A 20,461-nucleotide genomic window follows, 5' to 3' on the forward strand; every position below is an offset into this window, starting at 1 on the left:
GGCCGCGCTAGCCCGGCAGGGGCGGCGCGGCCGCCGCGAAGTGGCGCATGCGATAGCAGTTCATGGCCGTGTCGCCGAGCTGCTCGATGAGCTTGTAGTTGGCCACGGCGCCCACGGCCGCCCCGATGATGGGCACGAGCTGGGCCATTTTGGCGAGGTCGATGTAGTCGCGGTATTCCTGCTGGAAGGTGCGCCAGTCGAATTCCTCCGGGTTCAGGGGCAGGCCAAGGCGGTAGGCGTCCCAGTCGGCGAGGCGGCGGTAGGTGGCATTGCGGGCCTGCTGGCTGCTGAACGCCAGCTGGAACACGTGGAGCAGGTAGAGCCGCTCGGTGTAGTCGTGCACGTCGTAGCCATATAGGGCTGCGATGTCAAACAGCAGCTTCATTTTCAGGCCGATGAGCAGCGGGAAATCGGCCAGCCCCAGCAGAAAGCCGCCGGCACCGGTCACGGCGCCCTCGGCGGTGGCCATGGTGCGGTAGTCGCGGATGCGGCTACGCACCTCGGCCTCGCGGGTGGCGAAAGGCACTTCGGCCAGCGGCTTGGCGGTGGTGTGCCGCGAGCCAAAGAGCACGCCGCGCACCATCTGCCTGATGGCGCCGGTGATGGCCTGGTGCACCTTTTCGGGCAGCAGGGCATTGAGGCGCACCTGCACGCGGTGGGCAAAGTTGTTGAGAAACGAGGGCCGCCGCTGCATCTTCAGTTGCCAGGCGCGCAGCTCAACGCGGGTTTGCTGTTCGTCGGAGGTCATGGGCGAAAGGTAGCGCGGACTCTGCGAGTCCGCGCATCGCGAGGATATTCGTGCCCGCGCGGACTCGCAGAGTCCACGCTACAGCGTAGCCGTTTGCCCCGCCCGGTTTTCGCGCGGCTTCGTCACGAGGTAATAGTACAGCAGAATGCCCAGCCCAATCAGAAACGGCACCAGTGCCAGGTGCTTGCCCGTGATGGTGGGCGTGAGATGCACGGTGTCAAAGCCGAAAAACTCGCTGGTCATCCAGTACGAGTTGGCCGTAATCCAGAACACGATGGCCAGGTTGTGGGCCAGCTCCGAGGCCAGGGCGCGGGTGCGCCAGGCAATGACCAGGGCAATGCCCAGCGTGGGCAGCACCATCAGCAGGCCCAGCGGCTTCCACACCATGCACCAGGCAATGTCCTTGAGCAGCCAGAACAGGATGTGCGTGTTTTCCATCTGCCGGTACACGGCCGGAATGCTGTACACTTCTTCGGAAACCTGGGGCGTGGGAGCAGACATGGGGCGGGGAAAAGCCCAAAAATAAGCCGCCGGCCATTGTCTTATGCTTTCTACTCAGCTATCAGTGAGCCACCACCACGCGCTGCCGAACCGGGCCAGCGTTGGTACTGGCCTGCAGCACATAAACACCAGGCGCCACATCGGCCAGCGACAAAACGATTTCTGTGTGGTGAGCCGGGAGGGTAAACCGCCGCACGACCCGGCCCTGCACGTCCAGCAGCGTCACCGGCAGGGCCGTGGCCGACGCGGTGCCGGCGGGCAGCCGCAACGTCGCCTGCTGCTGGGCCGGGTTGGGAAATACGTCAAGCTCCGGGGTGCTGGCAAAAGCCGGGCGTGTAGCCAACAGGGTGTTATCAAGGCGGACCAAACTGCTGCGTAACTGCCCGTTGATGCTGGTAAAGCCGCCGGATACCAGTATTTTTCCGTCCAGGGGCTGCAAAGTCACTCTGGCAGGGTAATAGACGATTTCCTGCGGCACCGTTACCGGGGCAAATGTCGCGTCGCGGCTGCCGTCGGCATTGAGCCGGACCAGCTGGAACAGGGGCGGCGCAAAATAGCTGGTGTCGGCGAGGCTGCCCAGGATTCGGCCATCGGGCTGAACTTGAAGCACCCTACAGGACAAGGCCGCCGTGAAAGTAGGGTCGGGCTGGCCGTTGGGCAGTAGCCGTGCGATGCCATTGGGCGCGGCCTGGCCATTGAAGGACGTGAATTGGCCGTTGATGATTATCTGGCCCCCGGTCGCTACCTGCGCCCCCCAGTACACGCGCAGGCCGGCGCTGCTCGAAGCGCCACTGCCAATGGAAAAGGTATTGTCGACCTGGCCCGTCGTGGCCGACAGTCGCACTAGAAAAGGCAGGTTTGCATCGCCCCAGCTCACCACCGGCTGCCCGCCGGGCTGCACCCCCGCCACATAAAACCCCGACGCGGTAGCCGTTTGCCAGGGCGCGCCCGTGGGGTTAAACCCGGCGTCGAGGACCCCGGCGGCCGATACGCGCGCCAGGCCCGGCCGCGCCTGGCCGTTCACCGCCACGAAGTCGCCGGCAAAGAGCACGCCGCCGGAAGGCAAAGCAACCAGCTGCCACGCGAACTGGGTGTTGGGTGCATAGGCAAAGGAAACCGGGGCGAAACCCGTATCGAGCGCGCCGCTAGCCAGCAGGCGCAGCACGGTGATGCCCGTATAAGGAGCTGTAGCAATTGAGGTGTAGCCCCTCACGTAGAAGCGGCCGTCGGGCTGCGGCAGCACATCGTAGCCAGAGAAAGGGTAAGCGCCCGGGTTGATGGACACCTGCCCCACATATGCTCCGCTGCTGTTGAGGCGCTGCGGATAGTACCGGTTGGCCAGGGTGGTGCCGTTGATGGACGTGTAATTACCGGTCAGGATAATGTCGCCATTGTTGAGTGGGGTGGCGCTGCTAAGGGTTCCACCGTATTCAATCAGCGGATTGAAGGCCGCATCGACCTGCGTGGCGGTGCCGTTGAGCAAAGCGAGCCCGGTGCGGGGCACCCCGCCAATGGAAGTGAACGTGCCCCCGGCCAGGGTTTGGCCGCTGGTCAGGTCCACCAGGTCGTACACGATGTTTGGGGTGCTGGTCGAGGTGGTGGCCGCCGCGGGGCCAAAACCGGCATCCACCACGCCAGTCGCGCTGAGCCTGGCAATGTTGCCCCGGGCGGTGCCGTTGCAGGCCGTGAAGGTGCCGCACACCACCATGGAACCATCGGCCCGCAGGCGGATTTTGTAAATGCCCGTGGCCGTGGCCACCGGGCTGAGCACGGTCGGCGTAAAGCTGGCGTCGCGGGTGCCGTCGGCGTTGAGCCGGACGAGGCCGCCGCTGGCCTGCCCGTTTACCTGCGTGAAGTAGCCGCCCACGAGCAGCTTGCCATCGGGCTGCCGGGCCAGGGCCCGCACCGTGGCGTTGGTGCCCGTGCTCAGAAACGTGTTATCCCGGCTGCCATCGGCGTTAAGGCGCACCAAGTTGTTGGCAACTAATCCATTAACCTGCACAAAATTGCCGCCTACCACAATTTTGCCGTCGGGCTGCACCAGCATTACTTCCGGTGTGCCACTGTTGGGCGTGCCGGTCGAGTTCGCGGATGTGAATCCCAGGCTGCCTACGTTGAAGCTGGTATCGTAGCTGCCATCGGCATTGAGGCGCAGCAAGTTGGCCACGGCTTGGCCGTTGTAGTGGTCCAGGTTGCCGCCCACCAGAATTTTGTCATCGGGCTGCACCGCGAGGCTGCGGATGTTGTTGGCAAAGTTCAGCGCCAGTGCATCCCACCCGTAAACCACAAAGCCAGAGCCGCCGCGGTTGAACGTGGCGTCCACACTGCCGTTGGGGTTGAGGCGCACCAGATTGCCGGTGAGCACGCTGTTGTACGTTGCGTTGGTGGCGCAGCCCACCAGAATTTTATTGGTGCTTTGCAGAGCCAGCGCCGTCGGATTGCCCGACGCGTCGGGCCCCGTTCCGGTTTGCGCGGCAAACGCCGCGTCGGGCGTGCCGTCGGCGTTGAGGCGCCGCAGGCGGCTCGCCCGTTGGTTGTCGATGTATTCGTAGTTGCCGCCCACCAGGATTTTGGCATCCGGCTGTTGTAGCATCGTCCGCGTGGTATAGGCGCCAATAATGCTTGCCTGGGCAGTCTTCAGAACGGTGGGCGCAAACGTGGGGTCGATGGCGCCCTGAGCAAAAGCCGGCGCGCTCGCCAGGAGGGTGCCACAATAAGCAAGCAAGAAGGTGGATAGGTGTTTGAGCATTCAGACTGACATATAAAAAGCCTGGCAATTTACTGCTCAAATGGGAATAAAGCGCTTGGTATAAAGTATAGCTATAGTGCTTTAAGTCAGACAGCCAATCCACTATTTCCCCGGTTCCTCAATTCCCAGCGCCACCAGCTGCACCGCGTATTTCTGATAAATCACCCGCAAGTCGGCGTTGTGCGTGGCCGCGTCCACGCCAATGCTCACGTTGCGGGCGTGGAAGCGGTGCAGGTGGCTGATGTGCGGGCACACCACCGGCAGCTGCCCGGCCAGCAGGAAGCGCACGTAGAGGTCCAGGTCCTCGGCCATTTTCAGCTCCTCGTCGTAGCCGCCCACCTCGTCCACGAAAGCCCGGCTGTAGCACACGTTGCCCTGAATGAAGTGCTCGGCCCGAAAAATAGCCCGTAGCATGGCCGTAGGCGAGTCGAACTGCCAGGCGTAGTAATCCTCGTTGGGCAGGTAGCGGCCGTGCTCGTCCACGCGCAGGAAATCGGCCACGAACCACGGCCGGCCGGGGTTGGCGTTGATTTGGGTGCCGTAGTGAAACAGCGTGCGTTGCAGCAGAAAGTCGTCGTCGTCGAGCGGCACAATCCAGGCCTCGGCCGGCGCTTCCTTGATGAGCAGGTTGCGGGCCGGGCCAGCCAGCTGGCGGCCCGCCGAGTGCCAGTGGCGCAACGCCGGGCCGGGCCGGGCGGCGGCCTCGCGCAGGTAGGCGGCCGTGCCGTCGCGCGAGCCGCTGTCGAAAATTAGGTGTTCAAAGGAGAAATCGAGGGGCGCGCCCATGGTGGCGCGCACGCTGGCCACGGCTTCGGGCAGCAACTCGCGCCGCTGGTGCGTGGGAGTAATCACGGAGAAATGCATGCCCGGTTAATCGGCCAGGGGCCCAAAAGGTTGTCGGGCAGCGCGCGCTACTTCTGGCTGATTTTGCCTTTCAGCCAAGTATTCAGCTCGCCGGCGGCGGCCAGGTCGCGCACGTTTTCCAGGGGCTTGATGGTGCCCAGGCCGCCTAGGGCGTACAGTTTCAGCATGGCCTGCACGCCTTCGGCGTTCAGGGTCAAGGTATTGGTGTCGTTGGGATGTTGCAGGCTGTAGCGCGTCCAGCCGCCCATGAAGGCCATGAGTAGGTCGGTTTGCTTGCCGTACAGGTCGCCCAGGTAAGGCTCTATCCCGATGGATACTTTGGGGCTGCCGCTGGCCCATTCCAGCAGAAAGCGCTGGGCCTGCTTGCGGCGGCTCACGTCCTGGTTCACCGGTGTGGCCTCCAGCCAGTTGATGGTGCTGATGACCTGCGGCTCGTAGCGGGCAAAGTCGTCGGGCTTGCTCAGGGTGTATTGGGCGGGCACGTCGAAGGTTTGGGCCGAGGCAAGCGCGGGCAGGCCGCCGAGCAGGAAAGCGAGCAGAAGTTTTTTCATGGATTAAGAAGCGAGAAGGCTCTGTTGTCCTGAGCGCAGCGAAGGACCTAATCACGTTCGATTGAATACCGAGCATGCGTGATAAGGTCCTTCGCTGCGCTCAGGATGACGGACGGGGGAAAAGGTGTTTCAAGGTAGGCAGCGTGTGGCAAAAAGCCACATCTGCCCACGCACAGCCCGCCGGCAACCCAGGCCGCTGCCGTTACTTTGCTGCCCATGACACAGCAGGCCATTTTCAACTGGAGCGGGGGCAAGGATTCGGCCCTGGCGCTCTACAAAGTGCAGCAAGCCGGCCACTACCACGTCCAGACGCTGCTCACCACGGTGAGCGAGCCTTACCAGCGCATCTCCATGCACGGCGTCCGCACCGCGCTGCTTGACCGCCAGACCGCCAGCCTCGGTCTGCCCTGCCGCCAGCTCTTCCTGCCCGAAACACCCAGCATGGACGTCTACGAGCGCCTCATGGCCAGCACCATGGAGGAACTGAAAAGCCAGGGCGCCACGGCCACCATCTTCGGCGATATTTTTCTGGAAGACCTGCGGCGCTACCGCGAAGAAAAGCTGGCCGCTGCCGGCTGGCAGGCCGTGTTTCCGCTCTGGGGCGTACCCACGGCCGAGTTAATGAGCGAGTTTCTGACCCTGGGTTTCAAAACCATTACCACCTGCGTGAACGAGAAGTACCTCGACCAAAGCTTCGTGGGCCGCGTCATCGACGAGCAGTTTCTGCGCGACCTGCCGCCCCACGTGGACCCCTGCGGCGAAAACGGCGAGTTCCACACCTTCGTCTTCGACGGGCCCAATTTCCGCGAACCCATTGCCTTCGAGAAAGGCGAAATCGTGCACCGCCGCTACACGCCCGCGCCCAAAACCGACGACGCCGACTATGAATGCGGCGACGATGCTGATGTTAGTCCGTTCGATACCGGCTTCTGGTACTGCGACTTGTTGTAACAAGACCGTCATGCAGAGCGCAGCGAAGCATCTCGTTTTTGGTAGTAAACCGTTCGATTGAGTCACTGCTACACGCGAGATGCTTCGCTGCGCTCTGCATGACGGTCTTTTTGTGCTATTCAATTATGCTCCCGCCTCATCCAGCGTGCGGCTCAGCGCCAATGCATTATGCACAATCTCCTCCGGGAAGCCGGCGCGGGCCAGCAGCCGGATGGCGTTGCGGGTGCGCAGCGGGCCGGGCTTCAGCAGATAATCAAAATACCAGTCCGTATCGGTCACGGTTTCGGAGAAGTGGTATTCGGTGAAAGTGGGCGCGAGTAGCTGGCCCAGCTCGCCGTCGTGGGTGGAGGCCACCACCAGGCTGCGGGTTTGCAGGTAAGTCAGCACGGCTTGCGTGGCTGCGATGCGCTCCACGGTGTTGGTACCTTTAAAAAGCTCATCCAGAATGAATAAATAACCGCCCGTGCCCGCCTCGGCCGCCTGCACGAAGCCGAGGATGGTTTCGGCTTCGGCAAAGTAATAGCTCTTGCCTTCGGTGAGGCTGTCGGCCAGGTTGATGCTCGACACCACCCGCCGAAAGGGCCCCGCGTAAGCCGTGGCCGGGCAGGTGGCAATGGTTTGGGCCAGCAGGGTGCTCAGGCCGATGGCGCGCATGAACGTGGTTTTGCCCGACATGTTGGAGCCTGTGAGCAGCACGCTGGAATTGTTGGCGATGGTCAGGTCGTTGGGCACGCAGCCGGGCACCAGCGGGTTGTAGGCGCCCGCGAGGCGCAGGCCGGTTCCGCCCGTGAACTCCGGCGGGCAGTGCGAATGCCGCGCCCGAAACCCAGCCACCGCCACTGCACTATCCACGTAGCCCACGGTCTCATACACCGCCCGGATGGCGCCAAAGTGCTGTTCTACCTGGCGCCGGCAGCTGCGGTACACGATAAAATCGAGCAGCAGCATCATTTTGAGGTATTCCAGAATCAGCCACGGCAGCACCGCCATTTCCGATTGCATCAGGCCATCGGTCTGTAAAAACGCCACCTTGCTCACAATGGAACCGAGCCGATTCAGCGGCTCGGCTAGCCCGCGCAGCGCCGCCAGCGGCAGCTGCAGCCGGGCCAGGCCGCGCCCGGCGCGGTAGAGGTTGGCGAGCTGCCGCATGGGCCGCATGCCCCCCGCAATGCGCCCCCGGTACCAGAAATGCAGCACCGAATGCAGCAGCACCAAGACCCCCGACACCAGCCACAGCGCCGGCTGCCAGAAGCCGCCTGCCACGGTGGCCAGCAGCAACAGCACCAGCGCGGGCGCGGCGGCCGTCCAGGGCAGGGCCGGCAAGGCGTCGCCGTTCAGGATATCGGGCAGGTAGTAGGCATCAGTGGACGTGAGGCGGCGCAGGGCCAGCAGCGCCCGGCCGCGCGGGGCCGGGTCGGCAAAGAGCTGGGCGGCCTGGTCGAAGTCCTGCAGGGCCGCCGCATCATCGAGCGGGCTGCGGAGGCGGTGGTAGAGGCACTGCTGGCCCACGCGGCTCACGGTGCCGTCGAGCAGCGTGAACAGGTCGTCGCCGTTGAGGTCGGTCCAGGTCTGGTCGTCGAGGCGGTGGTAGGCGGGCTCGGCCCGCACGGTGGCGTGGTAGCGGGCAATGAGCGGAAACGTGTGCGAGCGGGGCGAGGGCGTGCGCCACTCGGCTTCGAGCAAAGCCAGGCGGTCGGCGGTGGAGGTCCACATGGGGCAGGGGAGGAGACGCGCCCACAAGCGGGCGGGAGCGGGCAAAAGTACGGGCAGTCGCGCCGCGTGCGGTTTGGGTTACTTTTTCAGTTCTGCCGTATTGGGCAGCAGACACCTTGCCCCAACTTCCTCTTTTCGTTGCCCAACCCATGCCCTCACTTATTCGCAAAGCGCTGAAAGTTGCCGCCTATACCGCCGTGGGCCTCAGCGGCACCGTGGCGGCCTACCTGTCGTCGGCCTTTGTGCTTTCCCGCATCGCCGTGGCCAAAACCACGCCCAATGCCACCCCTGATGTGCCGGTATCCCTGCATTCCAACGGCGTGCATACCGACATCGTGGTACCCGTCCGAACCGCCCAGATGGACTGGAGCAAACAGCTGCCCTACAGCAACATCCCTTCCGGCGACACCACCCTGCGCTACATCGCCTTCGGCTGGGGCGACAAAGGCTTCTACCTCGACACGCCCACCTGGGCCGACCTCAAGTTCAGCACCGCTTTCGTGGCCGCGTTCTGGCTCGGCTCCTCGGCCATGCACACCACCTACCTGCGCAGCCTCACGCCCGGCCCCGAAACCGTGCCGCTCTACCTCACCCACGACGAGTACGCCCGCCTCATCCGCTACATCCAAACCAGCTTTGCCCTCGATGCCGCCGGCCGCGCCCAGCACATCAAAGGCCACAGCTACGGGCAAGACGATGCTTTCTACGAAGCCCACCGCGTCTACAGCTTCCTCTACACCTGCAATACCTGGACCAACAACGCCCTCAAAGCCAGCGGCCAGCGCGCCTGCCTCTGGACACCTTCGGACAAGGGGATTTTGTATCAGTACGGCCGGTAAGTGTCGCTAAGGCGAAGGAATTAGAACGTCATGTCGAGCGCAGCCGAGACATCTCGCGTGCGCAACGCAATTCTCATAATTGATTTACTTCGGCACGCGAGATGTCTCGGCTGCGCTCGACATGACGTTCTTTTCGAAGCGAGTCCTTTCACACAGACTTTGAAAACAAACCGGCCCCGCCGGCTGCAACGCCAACGGGGCCATAAGGAGTGAAACCATGGGGCCAATGGCCCGGGCAGCTTAGTTCAGCCACACATCGGCCACTTGCTCGAAGCGGTGGGCGGCAAAAGCGCCATAGGGCCGCTCGGCATAAAAGCCAAGGATGTGCACCTGGGGCTGGCCGGTGCGCGCGTGCGGCAGCACGCGGACGGCATACACCTGGCCGGCCTGGGGCCAGTCGCCGATGTAGTCGGCCGGACGTTGCGCGTCATTCACGCAACGAGCAAATTGCTGCAACGGCAGCGGCGTGGGGAGCTTGACGTTTGACATGTCCAAAGATACTAATTTTGCGATAAACTAAAAAATTTGGCGATGAATTTTTTAGTCTTTTTTGAGGAGAATTAGTCCAATTATAGCGGCATCGCATGATTATACGATGAAGCTAGCCGATGTACGAGGCCGGTATGCCAGTGGATTGAGGGGCTGAATTAAAACAATATACTAAAAAAATTAGTAAATAGCATCCCGTTCCGTCAGGAAAGACGGTCGGACGCTCGTATGCTTACATCACTGCACGATTTTATTTCGGCTTCCCTGCTCACTACTCGGGAATTGCCCCTGTTTGGTTGCCCGGTGCCGGCGGGCTTCCCCTCGCCGGCCGACGACCACCTCGACGGCCCGTTCGACCTCACCAAGCACCTGTTCCGCCACCCGGCGTCCACGTTTCTGGCCCGTGTCAGCGGCGATTCCATGATTGGGGCCGGCATTCACCCCGGCGACCTGGTGGCCGTCGACCGCGCCCTCGAGCCCCGGCACGGCAGTATCGTGGTGGCCGTAGTGGAGGGCGAGCACACCATCAAGCGCCTGCAAACCCGCGCCGGCCAGCACTGGCTAGTGGCCGAAAACGTGCGCTACGCGCCGGTAGCTGTCAATCAGGAAGACGGGCTGTTTGTATGGGGCGTGGTCACGCACGTCATTCATTCGCTGGGCGAGCACGCAGTGGCCAAAATCAAATAATCCCATGTACGCGCTGGTCGATTGCAATAATTTTTACGCCTCCTGCGAGCGGGTTTTTGCGCCGCAGCTGGAAGGCAAGCCCGTGGTGGTCCTGAGCAATAACGACGGCTGCCTTATCTCACGCTCCCAGGAGGCCAAGGACTTGGGCCTGAAGATGGGCGAGCCCTACCACCTAGTACGGCCGCTGCTGGAGCAGCACCGGGTTCAAGTATTTTCCTCGAACTACGCCCTCTACGGCGATATGAGCCGGCGTGTAGTGCAGGTGCTCAGCGGCCTGGCCGGCGGGGTCGATGTGTATTCCATCGACGAAGCCTTCCTGGATTTCGGCGGCATGAACCTGCTGGAGCCCGACCTGCTGACCTACGGCCAGCGCGTGCATGAAACCGTACTCCAACACACCGGAATCCCTACCTGCGTGGGCATCGCGCCCACCAAAACGCTGGCCAAGCTGGCCAACCGCCTGGCACCCAAAACCGGCCCCTGCCGCACCGTGCTGCTGGCCACGCCGGCCGACTGGGAGCCCGCCCTGGCCCGCGTGCCGGTGGGCATCATTTGGGGCGTGGGCCGGCGCTACGCCCGCAAGCTGAACGAAATGGGCATCATGACCGGCTTGGAACTGGCCCAGTTGCCCGAGCACTGGCTGCGCCGCCACCTAGGCGGCGTGGTGGGCCAGCGCCTCTGGCGCGAGCTGCACGGCCAGCCCTGCCTGGAGTGGAACCCCACCGAGTGGGACGACGACCAGCTGCAGCCCGGCCTCGCCAGCCGCCACAGCGTGACCTGCACCCGCTCCTTCGGCCGCCCGCAGCAGCAGGAAGCCGTGCTGGCCGAAGCCGTGGCCACCTTCGCCACCAAAGCCGCCGAGAAGCTGCGCCGCTATGGCATGGCCACTCATCTGGTGACCGTAATTCTGGGCACCGACCGGTTTGCGCCGGCAGCCGGCCCCAAAACGCACACGGCCGTCATCAGTCTGGCCACCAGCACCAACGATACCACCATTCTGATAAAAGCAGCCTTGCAAGGCCTGCGCCAGCTGCGCCGCTCCGACGTGGCCTACAACCGCGCCGGCGTGCTGCTCACCGGGCTTGAGCCGGAGGGGCAGGCGCAACTGGGCTTGTTCTCGAATACTGCCCCCGACCATCAACGTAGTCAACAGCTTATGCAGGCTATGGATACGCTTAATACTCGCTTCGGCCGGCAGCTGGTGCGGTCGGCGGCCACGGGCAATGCTAAAAATGCGGTCGGGCAGCCGCAGTCGCCCGTCTGGGCCGGCCGCTCAGCGCACCGCTCGCCGTGCTACACCACCGGCTGGGACGACATGTGGCAGGTACGCTGAGTGGGGCGCAAGCACTATTTATACGACGTAGGGGCGGGGCTTGCCCCCGCCCGGCTATTTGCGCCGTTCTGCTGAAATTGTTCAACGCCCGGGCGGGGACAAGCCCCGCCCCTACGTCGTGCCAGCAGGCACACAAGCCCTAGCGCACCACCACATTCCTGACCAATGCCTCGTCCGCGCCCTGCGCCCGCAGCACGTAGAGGCCGGGCGCGAGGCCCGTGAGGTCGAAGTCAGCGGCGGCCCCGGCGGTGGTTTGCTTCAACACCGCTTGGCCCAGGGCATTGGTCAGCCACAGGCTGCAGGGGCCGAACTTAGCTGGCAGCTCCACCCGCAGGTGCCCGGCTGCCGGGTTGGGAAACACGTTGAAGCCGGCTACCGCAGCGCCCGCTCGGGCCGGCAGCAGCACGGCGTAGGCTGCGGCGGCGGCATCGGCGCTGGTTTGGAGCTGGGCCAGGGTGGGGGCCACCAGCACGGCAAACGTGACGGTGGTGGAGTCGCCGGGGGCCAGCCGGGCCACGCGGGTGCCCACCACCTGCGATACATCGGCGCCGTTGGGCAGGCCGGCGGTGCGCTGGACTCGGGCAGTGCCGCTGCTCAGGGTCAGGAATTTTTCGGCCGGTGAGAAGCCGTCGGCCAAGCGCACGGGAGCACCGGCGGGGGCGCCATTGTTGATGGAATAAACCGCGGGCGTGCCGCCGCGCAGCAGCCGAATGCCAGTGTAGGCCGAGGGCAAGGGCTGCGGCGCGGTCTGACCCACGGCGTACACGTAGCCCAAGGCGCGGGTGCTGTCCCAGGTGGCCACGTTGCGGGCGGCGCCATCGGAATTGGGCAGGTCCCAGTCGGCGAAAATGCCGGCGTAGAGGGGCTTGAGGGTGTCGGCGGTAAGGTTGCGGAGCGAGTATTCCAGCAGCACGAAATCGCGCCGGCCGGCCGTGGCCCAGGCGTAGGCCCGCTGGCGCACGCGCACGCCCACGCTGCGCGCCGGGCGGCCGGCCACCGGTACGGTGTCCTGAAACACCACGCGGGCTTCCTGGGTGGCGCGGGGGCCGGGCTGCTGCCGGGTGGCCTGCGCCAAGCTGAAAAACGACTGCCGCGACTGCCCGCCGCTGGTGCGCAGCCGGTCCGACACGCGGGTGGGGCTGGTGGCCAGCAGCAGGCCGCCCTCGCTGAGGATGTTGCTGCTGCCGCGGTAGGTGAGGCCCGCCCCGACGCGGCCGGTCAGGTCGTCGTAAGCCAGGTTGCCGCGGCTGGTCAGGGTCAGGGCCAGGTCGTTGGCATCGAGCACCACGTAGTCAGGGTTCAGCTGCAAATCCACGTACTGGTCGTACTGGAAACCACCGGTGGCCGTGAGGCGGTAGCGCAGCGTAGCCGTGGTATTGAGCGGAATGCCGCTGGCGGCCACCGCCAACCGAAACGGCGCGGCCGCGTTGCGGGCCCGGCCCAGCGTGGCCAGGCTGCCTACCGCAAAGCTGCCCTGCCGCACCGTGACGTAGGGCGACAGCGACGTGAGCGTGACCGTGAGGCCCGCCACCGGCTGCAGCAGGTTCTGCACGTCCGTCGTCAGCCGGATGGTGTCGCCGGGTGTGTAGGCCACACGCTGCGGGGCGAAGGTGCTGGTGACCACGCGGGCCTCCTGCAAATTGGTGCGGCTCAAAGCCTTCAGCACGTTGAGACGGCCCGTGCCGAGGCGGCCCACCCACTGTGCGTTCGCGGGCAGGTTGTCGATGTTGTCGGTGGTCTGGCGCAGCTGGGCCGCCACCTGGTCGGAGTTGTACTGCGGAAACACACGCCGCACCAGCGCCGCCGCCGCCGACACCAGCGGCGCGGCAAACGACGTGCCGCCCACGGCAATGTAGTCGTTGTCGCGCACGCCGTAGGTGGTGACGATGCTGATGCCCGGCGCCACCATGTCAACGCGGTGGCTGAACGTGCCGTTGGGGCTTTTCTGGTCGGTGCTCTGCACGCCCGACACGGAGATGACATGGTCGTAGGAAGCCGGGTAAAACAGCAGGTCGGCGTTGGTGTTGCCGGCGGCGGCCACCACCACGGCGTCGCGGTTCAGGGCGGCGTAGTTGATGGCGTCCTGCTCGAAGCGCGAATAGCCGCCCGCCGCGCCCCAGCTCAGGTTGATAACCTGGCAGCCGTGGTCGGCCGCGTACACCACGGCCTCGTAGCCGGCAAACACGCCGGTGGGCGTGTTGGGGTAAATGGACAGCGGCATGAAGCGGCAGCGGTTGCCCAGGCCCGCCAGCCCAAGGCCGTTGTCGGCCCGGGCCGCCGCCACGCCCGCCACCAGCGAGCCGTGCACAATGGTGGGGTCGTAGCCGGCATCGTTGTCATTGTTGGCCAAATCCCAGCCGGTGAAGTTGTCGATGTAGCCGTCGTTGTCGTCGTCGAGGCCGTTGATGGGGTCGGCGTAGTTGTGCTTCACCTGCTGGCGCAGGTCCTCATGGGTGAGGCGCGGGCCACCGTCGGTGATGCCGATAACGAGGCTGCTGTCGCCGCGCGTGATGTCCCAGGCGCGGTAGGCCTTAATCTGCTTGAGGTAGAACTGGCTGGTGGTGATGTCGGTCAGCGTCGAGTCGGCCAGCGGGTCGTTGGGCTGGTAGAGCGGCTCGCGGATGTAGAGCGGCTCCACGTACTCCACGGCGCCGGTGCCCAGCAGCGCGGCGCGGGCCCACTCCAGCGTCACGGTAGCGGGCAGCTGCACCTGGTAGATGCCGCGCAGTTCCACGCTACCGGGCCGCTCCGGGCTGGGCGGCAGCGCCCGCGGAAACTTTTGCTGTAGCGCCCCCGCGCCCAACGAGCGCAGCACGGCATCAAGCGCGGCCGGGGCCTTGCCCGGCCGCAGCTTCAGCACCAGCCGGCCGGGGATGGTGGGCGGCGTAGCGGCAGCGGTGCCGGGCACGGTCAGTCCAACTAAAAATAGAAAAATGAATAAGCGTAAGATATTTGTCATCAGGCAGAAGAGTAAAAAAATAAGCGGCTAGTAAAGATAGTCGTTTACGAATTCAGCGCTAGGTTGGCTTGCCCGCATCGGGAAATGTTTTTCGCTGGGAGTATAACCGGATGGGCCTCCTGAAAAATGCTGGAATTGGAAATGTCGGAACCAAAGCCAACAAAAACGGTCATGCCGAGCGAATTCGAAGCAGCTCTACCGCAATACTAAATCCTGTCGATTGGATTAGTATTGCGGTAGAGCTGCTTCGAATTCGCTCGGCATGACCGTTTTAGGAAGAACACGCAGCTCATCAAATTGATGAGCAAGGCCGTGGGCTTAGCGGGCGCGCTTGAGCTTGTTGCCGTTGCTATATTTGTAAGCTTTGGGGGCTTTCACCGTTTTGGAGCGCTCCAAGCTGTGCGGCTTGAGGTCGATGACGGGCCGAATGGTTTCATGGCGGAACTGGGCCCTGCTGGCCTTGCCCTTGCTCGATTCGGAAGGATGCGCGAAGGCGCGCTTGGCTTTGACTTTGGGCCGGTTTTGGGCCTGGATGGTGCCCGCCGCAAAGCAGGTCAGGAGCAGAAGGAGGAAGAACTTTTTCATGGCAAAAGCAGGGGAAAGCAGAATGAAAAGAACAAACCTGATGGATTGATTTAAAGCAAAATGGGCAACAGCTACAGCAAGCCGCGCACATCATCACGCAGCGACTCGATGCCGTGCCGGATGGTGTTGAGCAGGCCGGAATCGGCCCCGCTGGCTTCGTGCTGGCCGAGTTGCGCGGCCAGTTGGGCGCGTTTGGTTTCGAGGGCGTCGGCGTGCTGCTGGTGGGTGCTGGCCGAACCGGCGGCCGTGGCGTGGGCGCGGTTGCGCAGGGTTTGAATTTTGGCGTCGAGCTCGTCGAGAGCCTGGCGCAAATCGGCCTCAGAGAGCTGGGGCGCGCGCGGGTGGGTGGGCGTGGACATGGCGGAGGAAATCAGGACAACGAAACCTGGGCTTTGTACTGCGATTGCGCCGGAAAAGATGCCGCACCCCGGCCAATGCCGCCAAAAAAAACTACTACGCCAGCGTGCGGGGTAGGCCCAGCTCGCGGGCCAGCGGCGCCGCGCCCGACTGCCACAGCGCGGCCAGCACGGCGTTGGCCGTTTCGGCCAGCTCCAGGTGGTAGTCTTCGTGCAGCCGGGCGGTCTGCTTGAGGGCCTCGTGGGTGCGCTTGGCCAAGTGCTGGAGCAGCGGCTGGGTGGGGCCGTGCAGGCGGGCCGTGGCCTCGGCTTGGTGCCGGAACACGTTGGCCAGCAGGCGCCAGCTCAGTTCGGCTTCACCAAAGGCATCGTCGGTAATCCTGGCGTGATAGGCCAGCCGGGTCTGCAATTGCCGCAGGATTACGAGCAAGTCATTAGGGGTGGGGTGGTAGCCGCGCACGGGGTCATCGACGAGGGTGCGCAGGGCGGCGCGGCGGTTTTCCAGCGCCTCGGGGCCTTCGAGCAGGCGGTAGGCCAGTTGCTCGGTCAGCACGGTATCCTGGGCCACGAGGCGGGCCAGAAGCTGGTCTTTTTCGCGTTCGGGCAGGGCGAAGAGGGCGCGGCGCAGGTCGGGCGGGAGGGCGGGCATTACTATTTTTTCTACTTATACAGCGTAATACGGCTCTTAATTACAGATGATAAATAATCAAGCAGTACATACAATGCTGGATAATTATTGACTCGATAAAATATAGTCAGTAGTAATAATAATGAACAGGCTCAGTACCTCCAAGCACATACAAAACAGGCAGTTCAAGCCGGGTTTCAAAAGTATATTTCCTAATTCCTGCTTTGGTTATAGCGTTGAGCAAAGCAATAAAGTCCTTGTATTTTGAGTGCCGGTCGAAAACGATTTTTAGTCCATAAGAAGAAGCATTGGCGTGGTGTAACTTCTTAAGCACTTGAGCTATTCTTCGAATGCTGACAGTATCAGATGTCGTAGAACCCGTTAGCCTAAACTCCTGCCATTGCCGGAGGCTAGTCACTGCTTCCGGAGATTCCCAGAATTCACCATTATTATGCCCGCTCAGGCCATTACAAAATAGTTGAAATATTGAATAGTGGGTTAGTCTAACATCCTGACGAATATATATGCTCCCCAGCCATAGCAGCCCGGCCAGCGCCAGCAGGCCCGGCGGCAACAGCAGCGGGCGACGGTGGCGGCGCAGCAGGTAAAAGTGCATGAGCATGAAGTGGATTAACTAGCCGCTAACGCCCACCGCTTGCCGATTATTCTATCAGCGTCAGGTTGTAGGTCACACCCAGCCGGAAGCCGTTGTTGAACTCGAACACCGGAAAGCGGGTGGCCGGGTCGGGGTCGTAGTGCTGGGTTATCTGGTTGAGGAACTGCAGCTCGACGCGGAAATCCTCGCTGAACTGGTAGCCCAGGCCGGCGGCCACGCGGTTCTGATTGAACACGTTGGTGGTGATTTCGCGACCAAAGTTTAGGAACAGTTCATCGAACGCCGTGAAGTACCACTCGTGGTCGTCGAGGGTGGGGCCTTGCAGCGGCACTTCGCCGGCCAGCTGGTAGCGGATGCGGTTCTGGCGCTGCCACACCGCCTCGTTGCCGAGGGGGCCGCTGGCGCCGGGCACCCCAATCCAGCGTTGCTCCAGGCGCAGGCGGTGCGTGAGGGCCACCCGGCCGAGGGAGTCGGTTAGGGTCACGTCTTCGTAGAAGCGCTTTTCGGGAAACGTGCCCTGGTCGGCCGTGGGGTGGGCACCGTAGGGATGGGTTTTGAAGAAGGTGTAACCGCCACCCAGCTTCAGGCGCGGCAGCACCTGGTAGCCCACGCCGGCCCGCAGCAGCGTCTGCTGCCAACCCGTGATGAAGCCCGTGCGCCGGGCCTGGTACTCGGTGTGGATGGTAAAGCGAGGCCCCAGCCGGTGGTCGCCCTCGTACACGTACCAGCCGATGCGGTTGAAGTCGTCAATGCGGTTGACGGGCCCCTGGGCCCGGGCGCCCAGCGGCAAAAGCAGGAGCAGCGGCAGTAGATTTTTCACCGGGCGAAGGTAAGCGCGCCGCCGTGTGACGCCCGCCGGTCGGGCCCGCGCCTCAGCCCTGGCGGGCCAGCCGGCGGAGCTGGCGCAGCTCGGCGGCTTTGGCGTAGCGCAGCTCTTTGGTGCGGGTGCACAGGCCGGTGGTGAAATAGGGCGTCACCCGGCGGGCCGTGCCGCGCGGGCTGTAAGCGGTGTCGATGGCGTAGGCAAACACCACAAAATCAGCCCCGGCCCGGTACGAGACGCCGCAGGAAGAGCCCGGCCCGTCGGTTAGCACCACCACCGTGGCGCCGGCGGGGGCGCCCTTCAACTGCTGCGTGATGGCAAACGTGTACTGGCGAAACTGCTGCCGCATGGTCACCACGGTATCGGCACCGGCGCGGGAGCGGAAATGAATGGTATCCGTCTTTTCTACCAGCGCCACGGATTCCAGGCGGCCGGTGAAAATGAGGCTGGCCTGCGCGTGGGCTTTGGCTATTTTCTGTTTTTCCGGCAGATTTTCGGAGATGCAAGAGCAGGCCCAGGCGCCCGAAAGATAGAGCAGCAGAAAGCAGGTAAGCAGTAAGGTTTTCATTATTTTGAAGCAGCTTGGGGGTTTAATAACAGCATGTCCGGGCAGACTCGACATGACGTTCCGCTGGGCATTGAATTAGCTTCCGAAACATCTTCTTTTCGGGAGACGGTAAGGCTGTTAGGGTGATGCGGCCACTGGTCATTTTTCACACGGCCTGCTGAAAACACGGCGGTAAGGCGACGCCCAAAGCACCGGAATATGGCTTTCACGGCCCGCGCTGCCCCGCCGCCCATCGGCCACCGAATCTAACATTTCGTTCTCCTTTGCCGTTGGCACAAGCCTGCATCAGTCGCCCTTCATGTTTCGTTTTTTCTCGCTGGCACTGCTGGCAACTGGGCTTGTTCCCGCCCCGCTCTTCGCCCAAACGCCTTCCTCGCCCGACACCACCGCCCGCGCCGTGGCCCTGCCCGAAGCCACCGTGACCGGCTACGGCCAGCGCCTGCCGCTGCGCCGCACCGCCGCCGCCGTGGGCGTACTCGATGCCCGCACCATTCAGCAGTTCAACCCCGCCGCCCTCACCCAGGCCGTGATCACGCTGCCCGGCGTGCGCCTGGAGGAGCGGGCCACGGCCAGCTACCGGCTCAGCATTCGGGGCAGCACGCTGCGCTCGCCGTTTGGGGTGCGCAACGTGAAGGTGTACTACAACGGCATTCCCTTCACCGAAGCCGGCGGCAGCACACCCCTCAACCTGCTCGACCCCGCCCTCATCGGCCGGCTCGAAGTGCTGAAGGGGCCGGCCGGCAGCGTGTACGGCGCCGGCACGGGCGGCGTGGCGCTGTTCGGCACGCCCGGGGTGGCGGCCGGCACCAGCCGCGTGGCCGTGGGCGCTACCGTGGGCAGCTACGGCCTGCGCCGCGGCACCATCACGGCCGAAACGGGCAGCGCCACCAGCAGCGTGCGCGCCCAGTACGCCCACCAGCAACTGGACGGCTACCGACAGCAAAGCGCCCTGCGGCGCGACGTTTTCGCGCTGGACGTGCGCACCGTGGCCTCGCCCAAAACCACCCTGGCCGCTCACCTGCTCTACACCGACATCGACTACCAGCTGCCCGGCGGCCTCACCCGCGCCCAGTTTTTGGCCGACCCACGGCAGGCGCGGCCGGGCACGGCCACCACGCCGGGCCAGGTGGCCCAACGGGCTTTTTATGCTTCGCGCACAGGCCTGCTGGGGCTCACGCACGAGTATCGTTTCTCCGAGAAGCTGGAGCTGCAAACCACGCTGTACGGCAGCGGCACGGCCATTCGCACCGCGTCCATCACCGATTATGAGCGCAATACCGGGCTGGGACTGGGCGGCCGCACGGCCCTGAGCTACCGCACGGCGCTGGGCGGGCGCACGCTACGGCTGCAGGGCGGCGGCGAGTTTCAGGCCAGCTTCGCTAACGGGCGCAGCTACCAGAACCTGGCAGGCGCACCCGGCACCCTGCGCTACGACGACGAGGTGACCACCACCACGGGCTTCGCCTTCGCGCAGGCCGACTACGAGTTGCCGGCTCAGCTGCTGCTCACGGTGGCCGCCAGCTACAACCGCCTGCGCTACGGCATTGCACGGGTGAGCAGCACGCTGCCGGCCCCGGTCCCGGCTAGCTACGATTTCAACCGCGATTTCCGGCCGGTGGTTTCGCCACGGGTGGCCCTGCTGCGCGAGTTTGGCCCCGGCCTCTCGGTGTATGCCAGCGTGAGCACGGGCTTTGCCCCGCCCACCACCGACGAAATCCGCACCTCCGACGGCAACCTCAACGGCGAACTGCAGGCCGAGCGCGGCACCAGCTACGAGTTGGGCACGCGCGGCAGCTTCTTCGCCAAACGGCTCCGCTACGAACTGAACGTGTTCGATTTGGAGCTGCGCCAAACCATTGTCAGCAGTACCACCGACCAAGGCGTGGTCGTGTTTCGCAACACCGGCAGTACGCACCAGCGCGGCCTCGAAACGTCGCTCAGCGGAATGCTGTGGCAGCAACGAAAGCTAATCAGTGAGTTTGTCCAGAATGGCCCGGCGGGCTCTACCTATACCGAGCGCAACTTCGCGGTGGTGGGTGGCCTGCGCGCCTGGGCCAGCTACGCCTACAACGACTTCCGTTTCGGCAGATACCCCAGCGGCGGCACCGACCTGCGCGGCAACCACCTCACCGGCACCACGCCGCACACGCTCAGCGCCGGCCTCGATTTCAACGAGTCCCACGGCTTCTACCTCAATCCCAACCTAAGCCACCAGGCCCGCATTGTCCTCACCGATAACAACGTCGAAACCGCGCCCGGCTACTGGGTATTCGGGGCGCGCGGCGGCTGGCGGCGCACCCTGGCCGACCACCTCGAAACCGACTTCTACGCCGGCCTCGACAACGCCACAGACCGCCGCTACAGCCTCGGCAACGACCTCAACGCCTTTGGCGGGCGCTACTTCCAGCCGGCGCCGGGCCGGGCCTGGTACGTGGGCGCGCAACTGGGCTGGCGCTGGTAAAGCTGTTGGATTAAAAAGAAAAAACGTCATGCTTCGCTGC

General features: G+C 63.9%; 19 protein-coding genes. 5 read left to right on the forward strand and 14 right to left on the reverse strand.

Translation table 11 applies throughout. From position 1 onward, the window contains the following. Positions 1 to 7: 7 nt before the first annotated feature. From Q5H92_RS08330 to Q5H92_RS08350, 5 genes are all read right to left on the reverse strand, one after another. Entirely contained in the window at positions 8 to 748 is a 741-nt protein-coding gene (locus tag Q5H92_RS08330) for an EcsC family protein (protein WP_305011048.1), read from the reverse strand. A 78-nt stretch (positions 749 to 826) separates the two neighbouring features. Beyond that, positions 827 to 1,249 (reverse strand): hypothetical protein, encoded by a 423-nt coding sequence (locus Q5H92_RS08335; protein ID WP_305011049.1) that lies wholly within the window; start codon positions 1,247 to 1,249, stop codon positions 827 to 829. A 61-nt stretch (positions 1,250 to 1,310) separates the two neighbouring features. Beyond that, entirely contained in the window at positions 1,311 to 3,998 is a 2,688-nt protein-coding gene (locus Q5H92_RS08340) for a T9SS type A sorting domain-containing protein (protein ID WP_305011050.1), read from the reverse strand. A gap of 102 nt (positions 3,999 to 4,100) precedes the next feature. Beyond that, complete coding sequence (locus Q5H92_RS08345; RefSeq protein WP_305011051.1) at positions 4,101 to 4,850, reverse strand: glycosyltransferase family 2 protein; 750 nt, start codon at positions 4,848 to 4,850, stop codon at positions 4,101 to 4,103. A gap of 59 nt (positions 4,851 to 4,909) precedes the next feature. Continuing rightward, a complete protein-coding gene (locus Q5H92_RS08350) occupies positions 4,910 to 5,413 on the reverse strand; it encodes a hypothetical protein (protein ID WP_305011052.1) in 504 nt (167 codons plus the stop codon). A gap of 216 nt (positions 5,414 to 5,629) precedes the next feature. On the opposite strand from Q5H92_RS08350, the gene Q5H92_RS08355 reads away from it, so the two are divergent. Beyond that, positions 5,630 to 6,364: a Dph6-related ATP pyrophosphatase gene (locus Q5H92_RS08355; RefSeq protein ID WP_305011053.1), complete on the forward strand. Its 735-nt coding sequence runs from the start codon at positions 5,630 to 5,632 to the stop codon at positions 6,362 to 6,364. A 123-nt stretch (positions 6,365 to 6,487) separates the two neighbouring features. Here the strand turns inward: Q5H92_RS08355 and Q5H92_RS08360 are convergent, their stop codons facing one another. After that, entirely contained in the window at positions 6,488 to 8,077 is a 1,590-nt protein-coding gene (locus Q5H92_RS08360; protein ID WP_305011054.1) for a MutS-related protein, read from the reverse strand. Between the two features lie 149 nt (positions 8,078 to 8,226). Here Q5H92_RS08360 and Q5H92_RS08365 point away from each other — a divergent pair, with 149 nt between their 5' ends. Then, positions 8,227 to 8,916 (forward strand): TIGR02117 family protein, encoded by a 690-nt coding sequence (locus tag Q5H92_RS08365; RefSeq protein ID WP_305011055.1) that lies wholly within the window; start codon positions 8,227 to 8,229, stop codon positions 8,914 to 8,916. Positions 8,917 to 9,156: 240 nt separating this feature from the next. Here Q5H92_RS08365 and Q5H92_RS08370 read toward each other — a convergent pair whose 3' ends face one another. Then, positions 9,157 to 9,405: a hypothetical protein gene (locus Q5H92_RS08370; RefSeq protein WP_305011056.1), complete on the reverse strand. Its 249-nt coding sequence runs from the start codon at positions 9,403 to 9,405 to the stop codon at positions 9,157 to 9,159. Positions 9,406 to 9,633: 228 nt separating this feature from the next. On the opposite strand from Q5H92_RS08370, the gene Q5H92_RS08375 reads away from it, so the two are divergent. Together Q5H92_RS08375 and Q5H92_RS08380 are read left to right on the forward strand one after the other, a co-directional pair. Further along, entirely contained in the window at positions 9,634 to 10,092 is a 459-nt protein-coding gene (locus Q5H92_RS08375) for a LexA family protein (protein ID WP_305011057.1), read from the forward strand. A gap of 4 nt (positions 10,093 to 10,096) precedes the next feature. Beyond that, positions 10,097 to 11,425 carry a Y-family DNA polymerase gene (locus Q5H92_RS08380; RefSeq protein WP_305011058.1) on the forward strand — a complete coding sequence of 443 codons (1,329 nt, stop codon included), beginning with the start codon at positions 10,097 to 10,099 and terminating at the stop codon, positions 11,423 to 11,425. A gap of 139 nt (positions 11,426 to 11,564) precedes the next feature. On the opposite strand, the gene Q5H92_RS08385 is transcribed toward Q5H92_RS08380, so the two are convergent. The 7 genes from Q5H92_RS08385 to Q5H92_RS08415 form a co-directional block, all read right to left on the reverse strand. Beyond that, positions 11,565 to 14,384: a S8 family peptidase gene (locus Q5H92_RS08385; protein WP_305011059.1), complete on the reverse strand. Its 2,820-nt coding sequence runs from the start codon at positions 14,382 to 14,384 to the stop codon at positions 11,565 to 11,567. A gap of 318 nt (positions 14,385 to 14,702) precedes the next feature. Continuing rightward, positions 14,703 to 14,969, reverse strand: a complete 267-nt coding sequence (locus Q5H92_RS08390; RefSeq protein WP_305011060.1) for a hypothetical protein — start codon at positions 14,967 to 14,969, stop codon at positions 14,703 to 14,705. 71 nt (positions 14,970 to 15,040) lie between these two features. Next, complete coding sequence (locus Q5H92_RS08395) at positions 15,041 to 15,328, reverse strand: hypothetical protein (RefSeq protein ID WP_305011061.1); 288 nt, start codon at positions 15,326 to 15,328, stop codon at positions 15,041 to 15,043. A 94-nt stretch (positions 15,329 to 15,422) separates the two neighbouring features. Next, positions 15,423 to 15,974 carry a hypothetical protein gene (locus tag Q5H92_RS08400; protein WP_305011062.1) on the reverse strand — a complete coding sequence of 184 codons (552 nt, stop codon included), beginning with the start codon at positions 15,972 to 15,974 and terminating at the stop codon, positions 15,423 to 15,425. A 106-nt stretch (positions 15,975 to 16,080) separates the two neighbouring features. Further along, positions 16,081 to 16,569 carry a hypothetical protein gene (locus Q5H92_RS08405; protein WP_305011063.1) on the reverse strand — a complete coding sequence of 163 codons (489 nt, stop codon included), beginning with the start codon at positions 16,567 to 16,569 and terminating at the stop codon, positions 16,081 to 16,083. A 46-nt stretch (positions 16,570 to 16,615) separates the two neighbouring features. Continuing rightward, the gene (locus Q5H92_RS08410; RefSeq protein WP_305011064.1) at positions 16,616 to 17,389 is read right to left on the reverse strand and encodes a DUF2490 domain-containing protein; all 774 of its coding nucleotides are present in this window, start codon (positions 17,387 to 17,389) and stop codon (positions 16,616 to 16,618) included. 52 nt (positions 17,390 to 17,441) lie between these two features. Beyond that, positions 17,442 to 17,960, reverse strand: coding sequence for a hypothetical protein (locus Q5H92_RS08415; protein WP_305011065.1), 519 nt, complete (start codon positions 17,958 to 17,960; stop codon positions 17,442 to 17,444). 298 nt (positions 17,961 to 18,258) lie between these two features. Here Q5H92_RS08415 and Q5H92_RS08420 point away from each other — a divergent pair, with 298 nt between their 5' ends. Next, entirely contained in the window at positions 18,259 to 20,421 is a 2,163-nt protein-coding gene (locus Q5H92_RS08420; protein ID WP_305011066.1) for a TonB-dependent receptor, read from the forward strand. The last annotated feature ends 40 nt before the right edge of the window (positions 20,422 to 20,461 follow it).

The organism is Hymenobacter mellowenesis (assembly GCF_030581005.1).
Taxonomy (GTDB): Bacteria; Bacteroidota; Bacteroidia; order Cytophagales; family Hymenobacteraceae; genus Hymenobacter; species Hymenobacter mellowenesis.